Source organism: Actinomadura logoneensis (assembly GCF_003428695.1).
Taxonomy (GTDB): domain Bacteria; phylum Actinomycetota; class Actinomycetes; order Streptosporangiales; family Streptosporangiaceae; genus Spirillospora; species Spirillospora logoneensis.
Genome location: NZ_QURH01000325.1, coordinates 1 through 16228, shown reverse-complemented (window position 1 = coordinate 16228; position 16228 = coordinate 1). Strand labels below are relative to the sequence as shown.

At 73.7% G+C, this 16228-nt stretch carries 16 protein-coding genes and 2 tRNA genes; 14 read left to right on the top strand and 4 right to left on the bottom strand.

Features of this window, described 5'->3' with window-relative positions:
• The first annotated feature begins 168 nt into the window (after positions 1 to 168).
• The 4 genes from proB (at position 169) to DZF91_RS20660 (ending at position 5453) form a co-directional block, all read left to right on the top strand.
• Complete coding sequence (proB, locus tag DZF91_RS20675) at positions 169 to 1275, top strand: glutamate 5-kinase (RefSeq protein ID WP_407920923.1); 1107 nt, start codon at positions 169 to 171, stop codon at positions 1273 to 1275.
• Between the two features lie 72 nt (positions 1276 to 1347).
• The gene (locus DZF91_RS20670; protein ID WP_117359100.1) at positions 1348 to 2619 is read left to right on the top strand and encodes a glutamate-5-semialdehyde dehydrogenase; all 1272 of its coding nucleotides are present in this window, start codon (positions 1348 to 1350) and stop codon (positions 2617 to 2619) included.
• Positions 2620 to 2797: 178 nt separating this feature from the next.
• Entirely contained in the window at positions 2798 to 4558 is a 1761-nt protein-coding gene (locus DZF91_RS20665; RefSeq protein ID WP_235834441.1) for a TIGR03767 family metallophosphoesterase, read from the top strand.
• Between the two features lie 160 nt (positions 4559 to 4718).
• Positions 4719 to 5453 carry a TNT domain-containing protein gene (locus DZF91_RS20660; RefSeq protein ID WP_117359098.1) on the top strand — a complete coding sequence of 245 codons (735 nt, stop codon included), beginning with the start codon at positions 4719 to 4721 and terminating at the stop codon, positions 5451 to 5453.
• A 54-nt stretch (positions 5454 to 5507) separates the two neighbouring features.
• On the opposite strand, the gene DZF91_RS20655 is transcribed toward DZF91_RS20660, so the two are convergent.
• A complete protein-coding gene (locus DZF91_RS20655; protein WP_117359104.1) occupies positions 5508 to 6044 on the bottom strand; it encodes an NUDIX domain-containing protein in 537 nt (178 codons plus the stop codon).
• A 105-nt stretch (positions 6045 to 6149) separates the two neighbouring features.
• Here DZF91_RS20655 and DZF91_RS20650 point away from each other — a divergent pair, with 105 nt between their 5' ends.
• On the top strand, positions 6150 to 6803 hold the full coding sequence (locus DZF91_RS20650) for a formylglycine-generating enzyme family protein (protein ID WP_117359103.1): 654 nt from the start codon (positions 6150 to 6152) through the stop codon (positions 6801 to 6803).
• On the opposite strand, the gene DZF91_RS20645 is transcribed toward DZF91_RS20650, so the two are convergent.
• Entirely contained in the window at positions 6743 to 7777 is a 1035-nt protein-coding gene (locus DZF91_RS20645; protein WP_117359097.1) for a helix-turn-helix transcriptional regulator, read from the bottom strand. The two genes, DZF91_RS20650 and DZF91_RS20645, sit on opposite strands and share 61 nt — an antisense overlap.
• Positions 7778 to 7844: 67 nt before the next feature.
• On the opposite strand from DZF91_RS20645, the gene DZF91_RS20640 reads away from it, so the two are divergent.
• Positions 7845 to 8945: an epoxide hydrolase family protein gene (locus DZF91_RS20640; protein ID WP_117359096.1), complete on the top strand. Its 1101-nt coding sequence runs from the start codon at positions 7845 to 7847 to the stop codon at positions 8943 to 8945.
• A 66-nt stretch (positions 8946 to 9011) separates the two neighbouring features.
• Here DZF91_RS20640 and DZF91_RS20635 read toward each other — a convergent pair whose 3' ends face one another.
• On the bottom strand, positions 9012 to 10064 hold the full coding sequence (locus tag DZF91_RS20635; RefSeq protein ID WP_117359095.1) for a M48 family metallopeptidase: 1053 nt from the start codon (positions 10062 to 10064) through the stop codon (positions 9012 to 9014).
• Positions 10065 to 10410: 346 nt separating this feature from the next.
• Between DZF91_RS20635 and DZF91_RS20630 the strand changes: the two genes are divergently transcribed.
• The 7 genes from DZF91_RS20630 (at position 10411) to DZF91_RS20600 (ending at position 14639) form a co-directional block, all read left to right on the top strand.
• Positions 10411 to 11715 (top strand): phenylacetate--CoA ligase family protein, encoded by a 1305-nt coding sequence (locus DZF91_RS20630; RefSeq protein WP_199486761.1) that lies wholly within the window; start codon positions 10411 to 10413, stop codon positions 11713 to 11715.
• A gap of 67 nt (positions 11716 to 11782) precedes the next feature.
• On the top strand, positions 11783 to 12376 hold the full coding sequence (gene nadD / locus DZF91_RS20625) for a nicotinate-nucleotide adenylyltransferase (protein ID WP_117359094.1): 594 nt from the start codon (positions 11783 to 11785) through the stop codon (positions 12374 to 12376).
• A 223-nt stretch (positions 12377 to 12599) separates the two neighbouring features.
• Positions 12600 to 13010, top strand: a complete 411-nt coding sequence (rsfS, locus tag DZF91_RS20620) for a ribosome silencing factor (protein WP_117359093.1) — start codon at positions 12600 to 12602, stop codon at positions 13008 to 13010.
• On the top strand, positions 13003 to 13677 hold the full coding sequence (locus tag DZF91_RS20615; RefSeq protein ID WP_117359092.1) for a histidine phosphatase family protein: 675 nt from the start codon (positions 13003 to 13005) through the stop codon (positions 13675 to 13677). The genes rsfS and DZF91_RS20615 overlap by 8 nt, the downstream gene beginning before the upstream one ends.
• 204 nt (positions 13678 to 13881) lie before the next feature.
• Positions 13882 to 13954, top strand: a tRNA-Ala gene (locus tag DZF91_RS20610).
• A 193-nt stretch (positions 13955 to 14147) separates the two neighbouring features.
• Positions 14148 to 14378, top strand: a complete 231-nt coding sequence (locus DZF91_RS20605; RefSeq protein ID WP_117359091.1) for a hypothetical protein — start codon at positions 14148 to 14150, stop codon at positions 14376 to 14378.
• Positions 14379 to 14566: 188 nt separating this feature from the next.
• Positions 14567 to 14639 (top strand) — tRNA-Ala (locus DZF91_RS20600).
• Positions 14640 to 14692: 53 nt separating this feature from the next.
• On the opposite strand, the gene DZF91_RS20595 is transcribed toward DZF91_RS20600, so the two are convergent.
• On the bottom strand, positions 14693 to 15802 hold the full coding sequence (locus DZF91_RS20595; protein ID WP_117359090.1) for a baeRF2 domain-containing protein: 1110 nt from the start codon (positions 15800 to 15802) through the stop codon (positions 14693 to 14695).
• Between the two features lie 85 nt (positions 15803 to 15887).
• Between DZF91_RS20595 and DZF91_RS20590 the strand changes: the two genes are divergently transcribed.
• Positions 15888 to 16228: AfsR/SARP family transcriptional regulator (locus tag DZF91_RS20590; protein ID WP_199486760.1), on the top strand; the 341-nt coding region annotated here is incomplete at its 3' end.

The window sequence follows — 16228 nt, the reverse complement described above, 5'->3', positions numbered from 1 at the left end:
CCGCGTCCCCGCGCGGCACCGACCGGCGGCTGGACGCGGCGGCCGGGCACCGGCGCACCAACGTGGAGCGGCGCGCCGAGCTGGAGGAGAAGCGCGCCGCCCGCCGCGCGGGCCACACCGACGAGGACTGACCCCCGGCCCCGCGCGGGCCGCCCCCCAGGAGGACTGGTGACCATCCGAAAGGCGATCGGCGACGCCCGGCGGATCGTGGTGAAGGCGGGGTCGTCCTCGCTGACGACCCCGCAGGGCACGATCGACGCCGACCGGATCGACGCGCTGGTGGACGTGCTGGCCGCGCGCCGCGCCGCCGGAACCGAGATCGTGTTCGTGTCGTCCGGCGCGATCGCCGCCGGGCTCGGCCCGCTCGGGCTGGCCCGCCGGCCGCGCGACCTGGCCACCCAGCAGGCCGCCGCGTCCGTCGGGCAGGGCCTGCTGGTCGCCCGGTACACCGCGTCGTTCGCCCGGTACGGCCTGACCGTCGGGCAGGTGCTGCTGACGCCGGACGACATGATGCGCCGCTCGCACCACCGCAACGCGCAGCGCGCCGTGGGCCAGCTCCTGGCGCTCGGCATCGTCCCGGTGGTGAACGAGAACGACACGGTCGCGACGGACGAGATCCGGTTCGGCGACAACGACCGGCTCGCGGCGCTCGTCGCCCATCTGACCAGGGCGGACGCCCTCGTCCTGCTCTCCGACGTGGACGCCCTGTACACCGGTGACCCCTCGCGTCCGGGCGCGCGCCGGATCGACGAGGTCCGGTCGGCCGCCGACCTGGCCGAGGTCGAGCTCGGCGGATCGGGACGCGTCGGGACGGGCGGCATGGTCACCAAGGTCGAGGCGGCGCGGATCGCGGGCGTCCCGGTCGTGCTGACCGACGCCGCGCGCGCGTCCGCCGCCCTCGCGGGGGAGCCGGTCGGCACCTACTTCCATCCGGGCGACGCGCCGCGGATGTCGTCGCGGAACCTGTGGCTCGCGCACGCCACCACCGGGCAGGGCCGGGTCCTGCTCGACGCCGGGGCGGTCGAGGCGATCGTGCAGCGCCGCAAGTCGCTGCTGCCCGCCGGGGTCACCGGCGTGCAGGGCGAGTTCGCCGCCGGCGACCCCGTGGACCTGGTCGGCGCGGACGGCCGGGTCGTCGCGCGCGGCCTGGTGAACTACGACGCGACCGAGATCCCCGAGCTGATGGGCCGCTCGACCCGCTGGCTGGCGCGCGAGCTGGGCCCGGAGTACGAACGCGAGGTCATCCACCGCGACCACCTGGTCGTCCTCGCCTGAACCACCCTTGACGTCCCGAGCACGGTCGATGGCGCCCGTCCGAACCGCGGAAACCAGGAAAGGGGTTCGCCGATGAGCGAGCCGAGCAACGAAGAGCGGGAAGCGTTCCTGCGCGTGGCCGAGTCGGGCCGGGCGGCGTCGGCGGAGCTCGCGCCGCTGCCGCGCGCGGTCAAGGACGCGGCGCTGCACGCGGTCGCGGACGCGCTGACCGCGCGCGCCGAGGAGATCGTCAAGGCGAACGCGGCCGACGTCGCTCGCGCGCGCGAGGCGGGCACGTCCGAGGCGATGGTGGACCGGCTCGCGCTGAGCCGCGAGCGGGTCGGGGCGATCGCCGCGGCCGTCCGCCAGGTCGCCGCGCTGCCGGACCCGGTCGGCGAGACCGTGCGCGGCTACGTGCTGCCGAACGGCCTGTCGGTGCAGCAGGTCCGCGTTCCGCTCGGCGTCGTCGGGATCATCTACGAGGGCCGTCCGAACGTCACCGTGGACGCGGCGGCGCTGTGCCTGAAGAGCGGCAACGTGGCGCTGCTGCGCGGGTCGTCGTCGGCGTTCGCGTCGAACACCGCGCTGGTCGCGATCATGCGGGACGCGCTGGCCGGCACCGGGGTCCCGGAGGACGCCGTCCAGCTCGTGCCGGGCACCTCGCGCGAGTCGGTGAAGCACCTGATGCGGGCGCGCGGCCTGGTGGACGTGCTGATCCCGCGCGGCGGCGCGTCGCTGATCGACTCGGTCGTGCGGGAGTCGACCGTCCCGGTGATCGAGACCGGCGTCGGCAACTGCTCGGTCTACGTGGACGAGCACGCCGACCTGGACATGGCGCTGTCCATCCTGGTGAACGCCAAGACGCAGCGTCCGTCGGTGTGCAACGCGGCCGAGACGGTCCTGGTCCACGCGAACGTCGCGGACCGGTTCCTGCCGCGCGCGCTCGCGGCGCTGCGGGAGAAGGGCGTGACCGTCCACGGCGACGCGCTCGTCCGCGCCTACTCGCCGGACGTCGTCGCCGCGACCGAGGACGACTGGTACGCCGAGTACCTGTCGCTCGACATCGCCGCCCGGGTCGTCCCGTCGCTGGACGAGGCCGTCGCGCACATCCGCCGGTTCGGGTCCGGGCACACCGAGGCGATCGTCACCGGCTCGCAGTCCGCCGCGCGCCGGTTCGTCGCGCTGGTCGACTCGGCCGCGGTGATGGTGAACGCCTCGACCCGGTTCACCGACGGCGAGGAGTTCGGGTTCGGCGCGGAGATCGGCATCTCCACCCAGAAGCTGCACGCGCGCGGCCCGATGGGGCTGCCGGAGCTGACGTCCACCAAGTACGTCGTCACAGGTGAGGGCCACACCCGCGGCTGACCTGAGCCGTCTCGCGGCCGCCTCCGGACCGTTTCGCGGCCGCGCCTCGAAGCTCGTGCGGCCGAGCCGTCCGCGGAACGCCGCGTCCCCGATCGGGGGCGCGGCGTTCCGCTTTTGCGGGAGATGTGACAGTTTGACCCTTGATGTAACTGTGCAAGGTGTGGTCTGATTCACTCTCGTGAATCGTGCTTCGTCCCGGTCGGCGGGCGTGTCCCGCCGCAGCGTCCTGCTGGGAGCGGGGGCCGCGGGTCTCGCGGTCTCCGGCCTGGCCGCCTTCCCCGCCCGTCCCGGCTTCGCCGCGCCCCCGCTCCGCGGCTCCGCCGCAGGGACGACCCTGGACCGGACGCTGGTCCTCGGTCGTCCCGGGACGGGCGGCTACCGGAAGATCACCGCGGGTCCCGGGGAACCCCACGTCCTGCGCCGCGACCTCGGTGGGACCGCGAGCGCCCGGCGCGCCGCCGCCCGGCGCGGGCTGCTGGCGTTCGGCCAGCTCACCGACGTGCACATCGTGGACGCGCAGTCCCCGGGCCGGGTCGAGTTCCTGGACCGGATCAAGGACATGGTGGGCGGGATCCCGACCGAGGGCGCCTACCGCCCGCAGGAGATCCTCACCACGCACGTCGCCGAGGCGATGGTCCGCGCGATGAACCGGGTCGGGCGCGGCCCGGCGACCGGCCTCGGCCTCGCGTTCACCATCAACACCGGCGACGCCGCCGACAACACGCAGTACAACGAACTGCGCTGGATCATCGACCTGCTCGACGGCCGCCCCATCACCCCCGACTCCGGCGACCCGCGCCGCTACGAGGGCGTGATGGACGGCGTCGGGTACAGCGCGGCCTACTGGCACCCGGACGGCCCGCCGCCCGGCCACGCCACCGACCAGGCGATCGCCAAGTACGGCTTCCCGCGCGTCCCCGGCCTGCTCGACGCTGCCCGCGCGCCGTTCAAGGCCACCGGGTTGCGCACCCCGTGGCTCGCCGCGTTCGGCAACCACGACGGCCTCATGCAGGGCAACCTGCCGCCGAACCCGCTGCTCGCGGCCCTCGCGACCGGCGGCACGAAGATCGTCGCGCCGGCCGACGCCGCCCAGGCCGACCGGCTGGCGCGCGTCCTGCGGACCGGCGACGCGCGCGAGTTCGCGCGGCTCGCCGGGCAGTCCGACGGCGGCCTGTTCCGGCAGGTCACGGCCGATCCGCGGCGACGCGTCCTGTCGCGGGCCGAGGTCGTCCGCGAGCACTTCAACACCTCGTCCGCGCTGCGCGGGCACGGCTTCACCGTCGAGAACCTGCTCAAGGGCACCGCCTACTACGGCTTCGACCAGGGCGTCGTCCGGGGGCTCGTCCTGGACACCGTCAACCCGAACGGCTACTCCGAGGGCTCGCTCGACAAGGCCCAGTTCGCCTGGCTGGAGGCGCAGCTCAAGGCCGGCAGCCGGACGTACTACGACACCGCGGGCAAGAAGGTCACGCACAACGTCAAGGACCGGCTGTTCGTGCTGTTCAGCCACCACACGATCGCGTCGCTGAAGAACTCCCTCGGCGGCGGGCGCGTGCTGGGCGACGAGGTCAAGGCGCTGCTGCTGCGCTTCCCGAACGTCATCCTCTGGGTGAACGGCCACACGCACGTCAACCAGGTCACCCCGCACCCGCGCACGGGCGGCGGCGGCTTCTGGGAGGTCAACACGGCCGCCCACATCGACTACCCGCAGCAGAGCCGCGTCCTGGAGATCGCCGACAACCGCGACGGCACCCTGTCGGTCTTCGCCACCGTGCTGGACTCGGCGGGCCCGGAGACGTACCGGAGCCTGGGCGACCCGGTCTCGCTGGCCTCCCTGTCGCGCGAGCTGTCCGGCAACGACTGGCAGGACGACCCGCAGCACCGGCGCGGCAAGGTCGAGGACCGCAACGTCGAACTCCTGGTCCCCGCGCCCTTCTGACCGCCCCCGCCCTGCGCTGCCTCGCGCCGCTGCGCACTGCTCCGGCCGACCCCGAGGACCCTGGGTAGCCGAACACGGCCGCCCGGGGTCCTTGTCACACCGCGTGTTCGCTTCCATCCTGGGCGTGGCCGGCTGTCCCACCCGTCACGGAAGGCGGACCATGCCCCACCTGCGACAACGACTCGCCTGGCTGCTCGCGGGCGTCATCCTGCCCTTCGCGCCGCCCGCCGCCCCGACGGCGTCCGCCGGGTTCGCCGGCTTCGTCCCCGAGCCGGCCGGTCCCGCTCCGGACGGTTCGCCGGGCGCCTCCGCGTCGGCGCACACGGTCGTCCATCCGCTGGGGCCTACGGCGTGGTGCTCGGCCGCCGACTTCGACGGCGACGCGCGCCTCGGCCCGGCCGTCCTGCCCGACCGGGGCATCGTGGGAAGGGAACTGCGCGGCTACCGGCGCCTGGGCGGCATGTCCGAGTCCGCCTTCCTGTCGAAGTTCTGGAACTCGATGTCCAACGGGTGGCGCTACCCGCCCGCCGACGGCTTCCTCCGCGACCGGTACGGCAGGCCGAAGAGGCACGTCCTGCGGCTGCGCGTGAACCTGCGCGTCGACCGGTACGGCAGCGAGTACGGCGGATTCCTCGCACCGTTCGGCGAACTCTACGCGCGGCGCTCCATCCCACCGCAGGACCTGGACGACAGCCAGAACCCGGCCGGCTGCAACTGGCACGCCTACCGCGTCCTGCGCCCCTTCAAGGTGCAGGCCGGGCCGATCGCGCCCGCCTTCGCGCAGCCCGGCCACGGCACCCAGTACGTGCTGGACGGCGCCCTCGTCCCCGGCGGCCCGATCCGCCTGACCGTCCTCTGGCTGGTGGACAACGGCTACCTCGCCCGGCTGAACTGACCCGGACTCCACCGCCGGGCGGATGTCCTGAGTGCGGCGGGGCGTCCGTCGTGGTCAGAGGCCGCGCAGGGTGAGCAGCGTGTAGGCGGCGACGCTGGAGTCGTCGGTGATCTGGCCGCGCAGCACCATCTCGCGGAACTGGGCGCGGGAGAAGAACCCCTGCCGCATGTCCTGCTCCTCCGGTTCGCGCTCGTGCGGCCCCTGCTTCAGATCGGTCGCCACGAACACGTTGAAGCCCTGCGTGGACGACCCCTGCGACGAGTGCAGGAACCCGATGTGCCGCATCGTGCCCGCCCGCAGCCCGGTCTCCTGGACGAGCTCCTCCCGCGCCAGCTCCTCCGGGTCCCCGTCGGCCCGGTTCGGACGCGACCCCTGCGGGAAGTTCCAGGCCCGCCGCCCGATCGGGTAGCGGTACTCCTCGACCAGCACGAACCCGTCGTCCTGCATGGGGATGACCAGCGCGAAGTCCGGCCGGTCCACGACCCCGTAGATCCCGCGCGATCCGTCCGGACGCTCGATCTCGTCCTCCCGGACCAGGATCCAGGGGTTCTCGTACACGACCCGGCTGCTCACCTGCCTGATGCTGCTCATGCCCGCCATCATCCCGAACCCGGTCCCGCGACGGCGCGAAGGCATGGCGCGGCCCGGACCCGTCCCGCCGGCCCGTCCACGCGCCGGGCCTACGATCGCCGGGTGATGATCGACATTCCGGCGGGCGCGGTGACGCTGTCCGACCGGCGGACGCGCCGCCGCTGGACGGTCGAGGTGGACGCCTTCCAACTCGCCGCGCTTCCCGTGACGCAGGAGCTGTACGCCCGGGTCACGGGCGGCCGTCCGAGCGCCGCGTCCGGCGACCGGCTGCCCGTCGAGAACGTCTCCTGGTGGGACGCCGTCCATTTCTGCAACGCCCTGTCCGAGCTCGACGGCCTCCCGCCCGCCTACCGCGTCCACGGCGACGAGGTCGAGTGGGACGCCTCCGCCGCCGGATACCGGCTGCCCACCGAGGCCGAATGGGAGTACGCCTGCCGCGCGGGGACGAGCGGCCCCCACTACGCGCCGCTAAACGACATCGCCTGGTACCGGGAGAACTCCGACGGACGCCCCCACGACGTCGGCACGAAGCTCCCCAACGCGTGGGGCCTGCACGACATGCTCGGGAACGTCTGGAACTGGTGCTGGGACTTCTACGACCCGGAGGTGTACGGCACCTACCGCGTCCTGCGCGGCGGCGGATGGTTCGACGAGCACTGGAGCTGCCGCGCCTCCGCCCGCCGCCGCAGCCACCCCACCTACCGCGTGGACGACGTCGGCTTCCGCGTCGCCCGCCGCTCGTCCGCCGGGGGAGCCTGAGCCACGGCCCTGCCATCCGTCGCAGATGTGCCACCCGCCGCGGCGGCGGCGCGGATGGCGAGGTCCCGCAGGTGGTCGGCCAGTTCGGGCGGCGAGTGCACCTCGAAGCGGCAGCCGAGCATCAGCAGCCGGCTCGCCAGCCACGGCACGGTGTCGGCCCGGCCGCGGAACCGGCAGCTGGCCGCGTCGACCGGCGTGACCTCGGCCGGGTCGACGCGCAGCCTCCGGACGGCGTCGGCGGCGGGCATGTGCAGCGTCGCGTCCACCTCGTACGTGGGGGCGATCGAGTACAGCCTGTCCAGGACGAACGCCGCCGCGTCCCCGCCCGGGACCTCCCGGTCCGCGCAGCGCTGCCCGGTCCGCGCCGGCTCGGAGACGCGGTCCAGGCGGAACACCCGCCAGTCGGCCCGCGCGTCGTCGTAGGCCACCAGGTACCAGCGCCGCCGCACCGGGACGAGCCGGTGCGGCTCCACCACGCGCCGCTCGCCCCGGAACAGGAGGCGCAGCCGCTCCCCGGCGGCGGCGGCTCCCGCGATCACCGACAGGACGTCCGGATCGACGCTCGGCATGTCCGGTTCGGGCAGCGGGGCGTCCACCACCTCGCCGAGCGCCGACACGCGGTGCCGCAGCCGCGACGGCAGCACCTGCTCCAGCTTCGCCAGCGCCCGGACGGCCGCGGGTCCGATGCCCTCGACGGGCTGGCCGCCGACCGTCCGCAGGCTCACCGCGACGGCGACGGCCTCCTCGTCGTCCAGCAGCAGCGGCGGCATCGCGGTGCCCGCGACCAGCCGGTACCCGCCGTCCGGGCCCATCAGGGTCTCGACCGGGTAGCCCAGCTCGCGCAGCCGCGCGACATCGCGGCGGACGGTCCGGGTCGTCACGTCCAGCCGGTCGGCCAGCTCGGCCGCCGCCCACCGCCGCGGCGTCTGGAGGTGGGACAGCAGCCGGAGCAGACGCGACGAGGTCTCGGTCATACAGCTCCCTTGGATGATCGCCTGTGTAGGAATGATCCTGACCTATACGGTTCGTACCGTCATCCCCATGAGCGATGAGATCCGTCCCTTCCGCATCGACATCCCGCAGGCCGACCTCGACGACCTGCACGACCGCCTCGCGCGGACGCGCTGGGGCGCGTCACTGCCCGGCGACGGCTGGGAGAGGGGAGTGCCGGTCGCGTTCATGCGGGAGCTCGCCGAGTACTGGCGCACCGGGTTCGACTGGCGCGCGCAGGAGGCCCGGTTCAACGGGTTCCCGCAGTTCGTGACGGAGATCGACGGATACGACGTGCACTTCCTGCACGTCCGCTCGGACGACCCGGAAGCCCTTCCCGTGCTCCTCGCCCACGGCTGGCCCAACTCGTTCGTCGAGTTCGCGCGCCTCGTCCGGCCCCTGACCGAACGCGGGTTCCACGTGGTCGTCCCGACCATCCCCGGCGTCGGGTTCTCCGCGGCACCGCGCGAGACCGGCTGGGACGCGGCGCGCCTCGCGCGGATGTGGAACGAGCTGATGCGCCGCCTCGGGTACGAGCGGTACGGCGTCGAGGGCGGCGACTTCGGCGCGTACGTCGCGCCCGCGATGGCCGAGGACGCCCCCGAGAACGTCACCGGCGTGTACGTCATCAGCGGCCTCGGCTTCCCCACCGAGAAGGACGTCCCGGACATGCTGCCCGACGAGAAGGCCCAGTACGACCTCATGCAGCGGTGGATGGGCTCCGAGGTCCTCGACCACCACCACGTCAACCGCGTCGCGGCGCGGACCTTCGGCTACGGCTGGGCCGACTCGCCCGTCGCCGCGCTCGCCTGGATGACGCACAAGTTCCAGGACTTCGCCACCGGGTCGTTCGACGCCGTCGACCGGGACCTGTTCCTCGCCAACGTCAGCCTCTACTGGTTCACGCGCTCGTTCGCCACGGCGTCCTGGCCGTACCACGGCGAGCGCGGGGACATGGTCTGGCCGCAGGGGCAGAAGGCCGTGCCGTCCGGCACCTACAGCGGCCCTCCCGGCATCCGGCGGCTCGCCGAACGCACCAACGAGATCGTCCACTGGGGCAAGGGCAACCCTGGCAGCCACCACTTCGTCGCCATGGAGGAACCGGACGCCGTCGCCGCCGACATGCGGCTCTTCTTCGACAAGGTCCGCTAGTCGGGACTCCCGGAAACAGGAACGGCCGCCACGCCGGTGCGTGGCGGCCGTGCGCGAGCCGACGGGTCAGCTCGCCGAGGCTCCGCCGTTGCCGCCGTTGCCGCCGTTGCCGCGCCGTCCGAGGCGGTCGAACAGGCCCCCGGCCGCGTTGGCCGCCGCGTCCGCGATGTCGCGGACCTTCCCGACGAACGGGTCGGCGCTGCTCTCCCACGACTCGCGGTACGACCGGGCCGCGTTCTTGATCTCGTCGCTGATCGAGGCGCTGCCGTCGTCCGCGCGGCGCGCGTAGTCGCCGGCCAGGATCCGCTCGTACTCGCCCGACCGCGCCCACTTGTCGATCTCGGCGAACCGGATCACCGAGTACGGGTGCGTCTGGTTCAGCAGGTTCAGGAACTTCAGGAACCCGTCCCGGACGTCGCCCGCCGCGTCGTACTCGCGCGCCTGCGCGAGGAACGCCTCGGAGTTCATCTCCGCCAGCCGCGTGCCGCCCGCCAGCTTCATCATCACGCGCTTGGCGGCGTCGAGGTCCTGCCCGGCGAGCAGGCCCGCGCGGTCGGCGGACAGCTCCGCCTTCCGGAACCACTCGCGCAGCCCCATGATGATCGCCGCGATCCCGATGTTGCCGAGCGGCAGCCACGCCAGCCGCGCCCCGAGCTGCATCAGGATCATCATCATCGTCTGGTACACCGCGTGCCCGGACAGGATGTGCCCGACCTCGTGCGCGATGACGAACCGCAGCTCCTCGTCGTCGTGCAGGTCGAGCAGCCCGGTCGTCACGACGAGGAACGGGTGGTCGGAGCCGATCGCCATCGCGTTGGCGCGCGGGTCCTGCGTGACGTAGACCTCGGGGACCTCGGGCAGGTCGAGGATGTAGGCGGCGTCGCGGACCATGTGGTGCAGGTTGCGGAACTGGTCCTCGCCCGCGCGGACGGCCCCGCCGAGGAAGGTCAGCCGGATGGCCCGCTCGTTGAACAGCCCCGACATCTTCCGCAGGACGACGTCGAAGCCCGTGAGCGAGCGCAGCGCCACCAGCGCCGAGCGGTCAGCGGGGTGTTCGTAGGCCCGGGAGCTGATCCCGGGAAAGCGCGTGCGTGCCCGGTCGGGTGTGTTGGTCGTCATATCCGGCATGGTATGTCCGACGATCGCGGCAGGCCCGGGGTTCCCGGACGCCGCGTCCGGCACCGGCCCCGAGAAGGTCCGGGAAGGTCCGCGAAGGTCGCTCCTTCGCCTTCCGCCCACCCCCGGGGCTCCCGTCCGGCCCTCTCCCTCTTCCCCTCCGGTTCGCCTGGTCTCCCGACATGCGTTCCGACCGGCGGTGGAGGTCTGGACTTACCGAACGACCGGTCAGTAAAGTCGGGCGCTCCGGGCATGTGACGCGCTTCACTCCGGATGGCCGCACCCGGCCGTCCGGCGGGCGCGCGGACGTCCCCGGACGAGGCGCGCACGACCGGGCGAGGAGACACGGATGTTCGACCCCAAGGCCGAGGCGATGTCCGCCGACGAGCGGGCCGCGCTGCAGCAGGACCGCCTGCGGGGGATGGTCGACCGGCTCCTCGCCGCGGACGGCCCCCAGGGGCGGCGGCTCCGCGAGGCGGGCGTCGCGGGCGGCGCGGACGTCCGCCTGGACGACCTGCCCCGCCTGCCCTTCACCACCAAGCGGCAGCTCTGGGACGCCTATCCGTTCGGCATGGTCGCCGTCCCGCGCGAGCAGGTCGCCGCCGTGCACGGATCGTCCGGCACCAAGGGGCGCCCGACGCTCGTCGCCTACACCCGCGCCGACCTCGACCTGTGGGCCGCCATGTGCGCGCGGTCGCTGGCCTGCGCCGGCGCGGACGCGGCCAGCACCGTCCACAACGCCTACGGCTACGGGCTGTTCACCGGCGGCATGGGCATCCACCAGGGCGCGGTGAAGCTCGGCGCGACCGTCGTCCCCCTGTCCGGCGGCATGACCGAGCGCCAGGTCCGGATGATCGCCGACCTGCGTCCGGACGTCCTGACCTGCACGCCCGCGTACGCGCTGCGGCTCGGCGAGGCCGCCGCCGAGGCGGGCGCGGACGTCTCGTCCCTCAGGGCGGGGGTCTTCGGCGCCGAACCCTGGTCGGAGGAGCTGCGCGCCGCGATCGAGGCCGTCCTGCCGCTCAGGGCGCTCGACATCTACGGCCTCTCCGAGATCATCGGCCCGGGCGTCGCGACCGAGTGCCTGCAGCAGGACGGCCTGCACGTCAACGAGGACCACTTCCTCGTCGAGGCCGTCGATCCGGCGACCGGCGAGCCCGTCCCGGACGGCGCGCCCGGCGAACTCGTCTTCACCACGCCGACCAAGCAGGCCCTGCCGCTCGTGCGGTACCGGACCGGAGACATCGCGTCCCTCACCCGCGGCGACTGCGCCTGCGGGCGGACGCTCGTCCGGATGAGCAAGGTCATGGGCCGCGCGGACGACATGCTCGTCGTCCGCGGCGTGAACGTGTACCCGAGCGAGATCGAGCGGGTCCTGCTCGGCTCCGGCCTGGTCGGCCCGCACTACCAGATCGTCGTGGACCGCCGCGTCGAGGCGGCCGTCCGCCTGATCGTCGCCTGCGAGGCCGCGTCCGCGGGCCGGCCGGGCGGCGACCGGTCGGCCGAGCTCGTCCGCCTGCTGCGCGCCGACCTCGGCCTGCACGCGGAGGTCGCCCTGCTGCCCGCCGGGGGCGTCCCGCGGGTCGAGGTCGGCAAGGCCGTCCGGGTCGTCCACTGGACGGAGGGCGCCGCGCCCCTTCCCGGCCTGACCTGACCCGCCTCCGGGTGAGGCCGCCGACCCGGCGGCGCGGCACTCACCGGCGCTGGCTATTCTCGTCGGCATGACGCAAAAGCGGCGTTTGGGGATCATGGGCGGCACGTTCGACCCGATCCACCACGGGCACCTGGTGGCCGCCAGCGAGGTGGCGCACTTCTTCGCGCTGGACGAAGTGATCTTCGTGCCCACCGGGATCTCGTCGCACAAGCCCGAGCAGCGGATCACCCCCGCCGAGGACCGCTACCTCATGGCCGTGATCGCCACGGCGTCCAACCCCCGGTTCTCGGTCAGCCGCATCGACATCGACCGGTCCGGCCCCACCTACACGGTGGACACCCTCCGCGACATGCACGCGCTGCACGGCGACGACAACGAGTTCTTCTTCATCACCGGCGCGGACGCGCTGGCCAGGATGCTCGACTGGCACGACACCGAGGAGCTGTTCGAGCTGGCCCACTTCGTCGGGGTCACCCGGCCGGGCCACCGGCTCACCGACCCGGGCCTGCCCGACGGCCGGGTCAGCCTGATGGAGGTCCCGGCGCTGGCGATCTCCTCCACCGAGTGCCGCGACCGCGTCCACGCGGGCGAGCCGATCTGGTACCTCGTCCCGGACGGGATCGTCCAGTACATCAACAAGCGCGCCCTCTACCACCACTGAGCCGCGCCACCCCGAACGCAAGGCCTCTCCGCCCTCGCACGCCCACCCCGTACCCGGAGGCGGCAGGTAAAGCGGTAGCGGGCGCCCCATACCCTGGAAGGCGACAGACCGCCGCGGCCGTTCCGGGCCGCGGCGCGATACCGCGACGCCGGGGGACCCGGCCCGCCTCCCGTGAGAGGCTGAGGCCGGAGACCACCCCCACAGGGAGGATCACGAGCGCACCGTGACCGCATCCGACAGGGCCGCCAAGCTGGTCCGGATCGCCGCCGAGGCGGCGGGCGACAAGCTGGCCGACGAAATCATCGCCTACGACGTGAGCGAGCAGCTCGTCATCACCGACGCGTTCGTGCTCTGCTCCGCCGCCAACGACCGGCAGGTCCGCTCGATCGTGGACGAGGTGGAGAAGCGCCTGCGCGAGGAGGCCGGGGCCAAGCCCGTCCGCCGCGAGGGCGAGCGCGAGGGCCGCTGGGTCCTGCTCGACTACGCCGACGTGATCGTGCACGTCCAGCACGAGGAGGAGCGGACCTTCTACGCCCTGGAGCGGCTGTGGAAGGACTGCCCGACCATCGAGCTCCCCGAGGACGTCAACGCGCACATGGCGCAGCGCGGCCGGTCGGCGGTCAGCGGTGAGTGACGTCCCCCGCGCGGGGGACGGCGCGTCCGCGGCCCCCCGGGAGCCCGGACACCGCCGCCTGCTGCTGTGGCGGCACGGCCGGACCGCCTGGAACGTGGAGAACCGCTTCCAGGGCAGGACCGACATCCCCCTGGACGAGACGGGCGTGGCCCAGGCGCGGCGGGCGGCCCGGCTGCTCGCCGCCCTGCGGCCCACCGCGATCGTGTCGTCCACCCTCGTGCGGGCGCGCGACACCGCGCAGAGCCTCGCCGACCTGACCGGCCTGCCGGTCGGGTACGACCCGGAGCTGGTGGAGCGCGACGGCGGCGAGTGGGAGGGCCTGAACGCCCGCGAGATCCGCGAGCGCTACCCGGAGGAGCGCGCCCGCTGGGAGCCGCCGGGCGGCGAGACCGGCCCGCAGGTCGCCAAGCGCGTCGGCACGGCGCTGGAGCGGCACGCCGCCGCCCTCGACCCGGACGGCGTCCTGGTCGTCGCCTCGCACGGCGCGGCGCTGCGGCTCGGCATCGCGCACATGCTCGGCCTCCCCGAGGAGACCTGGGACCGGCTCGGCGGCCTGTCCAACTGCTGCTGGTCGGTGCTCACCGAGATGCGCGACGGCGGCTGGCGGCTGGCGGAGCACAACGCGGGCACCCTCCCGGAGCCCGTGCTCGGCGACGACCGGGCCTGACGGCGCGCACGCCGCACATCCCCGGCACGCAGCCTCGGCACACTCACGCACTCCCGCGGCCCCGGGCGTCCGCCCCGGCCTCGGCGCGCGGGTATCCGGTGCCCGGCCCGGGCGGGTGCCGGAGCCGTATTCGATTCGTCTGAACGCCGCCGGTCCTATATGCTGGCGGAGCGCTGCGGGGATGAACGTCCATCGCAGTCGCACGGGGCTATGGCGCAGTTGGTAGCGCGCCTCCATGGCATGGAGGAGGTCTGGGGTTCGAATCCCCATAGCTCCACAGCAGGGCGAGAGGGCGGTGAGCGAAGGCTCACCGCCCTCTCGCGCGTTCCGGCCCTTTCCGCCGTTGCGTCCGGCCCTTTCGGCGATCCCGCGCCCCCCGCGCGGCCGTCCGCCGACGATCAGTTTCAAAACGGACACTGTGCCCCGTAAGTGGCGAGAACACCCCAGGGGTGATGGTTTCCTTGACGACCATGGGACGACACCGCAGGGGAGCGCGGCGCGAGGTCACCGTCGCCGACCTGATCGACGCGTTGCGCCGGTACCCGGCCGACATGGAGGTGCGGCTCGCCACGCAGCCGCGGATGCCCCTGGAGCACACCGTCGGCGGTGTCGCGGAGGCCGACGGGATGGTCTGGATCGGCGAGCTCCGCCAGGAGGGCTACGCCCCCGACGAGGTCTCCGAACGCCTCGGCTGGCGCTGACCCGCCACCGCCCCGGCCCACCGCCCTTCCGCGGGTGCCGCCCGGCCCGCCTGATCTCGTTCGGGCCGGCTCGCCGCCCCCGCGCGTCCGCCCCGAACCCGGTTTCGGGATGGTCCGAAGCGGTCCCGGAATGCATTAAGCTTTTCCCTGCGGGTCGGCGCGGAGGCAGTCCGACACAGACCCGATGCGGGGCTATGGCGCAGTTGGTAGCGCGCCTCCATGGCATGGAGGAGGTCTGGGGTTCGAATCCCCATAGCTCCACAATGACGAGGGGCCGGTGGTGACACCGGCCCCTCTCGCTTTTCCCGTCCCGTTCAGTAGCGCAGGACGGCCCCGACGCCCAGTTCCGCCTGCGGGGTGACCGCCGGAAGGATCGTCAGGTCGCCGTCGGTGGCCGCGACCGCCCGGATGAGGGCGGCGTCGGCGCGCTCCTCGGCCGGCTCGTCCACGCCCAGCTCGCGGAGCCGGTCCGGGGACGCCGCGATCTCGTGCGGGCGCGGCCCGACCCACAACCGGGTCGGCGCGGCCGGGTCCTCGTCCAGCAGCAGCGACTCGACGCGTCCGCCGAACGCCGCCTCCGCGGTGCCGGGCAGGCCGGTCACGGCGCGCCGCCCGGCCGCCAGCTCCCGCTCGAACCGCTCGGCGACCCGCATGATCCGTTCGGCGCGCTTCAGCTCCAGGATCCGCTCGACCTCCTCGTCCATCGCGGGCCCGTCCGGGCCGCGGTCGGTCTCGACGGCGTGCGGGAGCAGGTTCTCGCCCAGCTCCTCCATCAGGGCCGAGCGGGCCTGCGGGTCGCCGGCGAGGATGACCAGCTCGGCCCCGCAGCGCCGCGCCGAGGCCGCCACCTGGCGGCCGACCTTGCGCGCGTTGGCCTTCCACGCCTCCTCCGCGGCGCGCTGGTACCGGGACTGGTTCCAGTCGCCGCCCTTGGGCTTGTGGATGGGGTACTCCTCGTCGCCGGGCACGTCGATGACCTGCGGCGGAGCGTCGGACCCGCCGTCCGGCCCGGTCTCGGGCCGCACGCAGGTGATCGTGCCGCCGCGCCGGTCCACGGTCACCACGAGGTACGGGAACCGCTCGCCCAGCTCGGCCAGCAGCGGCAGGACGTGCGGGAGCGGCGCGCAGCGGGCGTGCTCGGCGCGCGGCGGACGGTCCATCCGGCGGAGGTACCCGACCTTCCCGTCCGCGGCGAACGCGACCAGCCCCTCCGAGCGGCGGTCGCGCAGGTCCTCCTCGACGACGGCCTCCAGCGCGCGCAGGTCGGCCTCGGGCGCGCCCTGCGCGGCGAGCTCGCCGCGCCGAGCCCGCCAGCGCAGCTCCGCGGCCTTGGCGGCGTCCTCGGTGGTGCGGGTCAGGTCCAGGTAGAGGGACGAGAACGGACCGGATCCGGCGTACAGCGGTTTGAGGAAAGTCAGATCCATGTGCCCGCCCTACCCGTGCCGTGCACCTCAAACGTCTTTGCGGACACCGATGATCGGGGTATTGCGGGTAGGGGACAATGCACACATGACAGGCGTGCGTATCGGCATCCTGGGGCCGCTCGAGGTCCGGGACGGGACGGGCCGTCCCGTGGAGATCAGCGGACCCCGGCTGCGCGCGCTGCTCGTCCGGCTGGCGCTGGAACCGGGCCGCCCGGTGTCGGCGGCCCGCCTCCTGGACGACCTGTGGGACGACGACCCGCCCGGCGGCAACGCGCTGCAGGCCCTGGTGTCCCGGCTGCGCGCGGCGACCGGCCGGGACGTGATCGGGCACGGCCCGGCCGGCTACCGCCTCGCGCTGGACCCGTCCGCCGTGGACGCCGTCGCCTTCGAGCGCGCCGTCGCCGCCGCCCGGGCTCTGCCCGACCC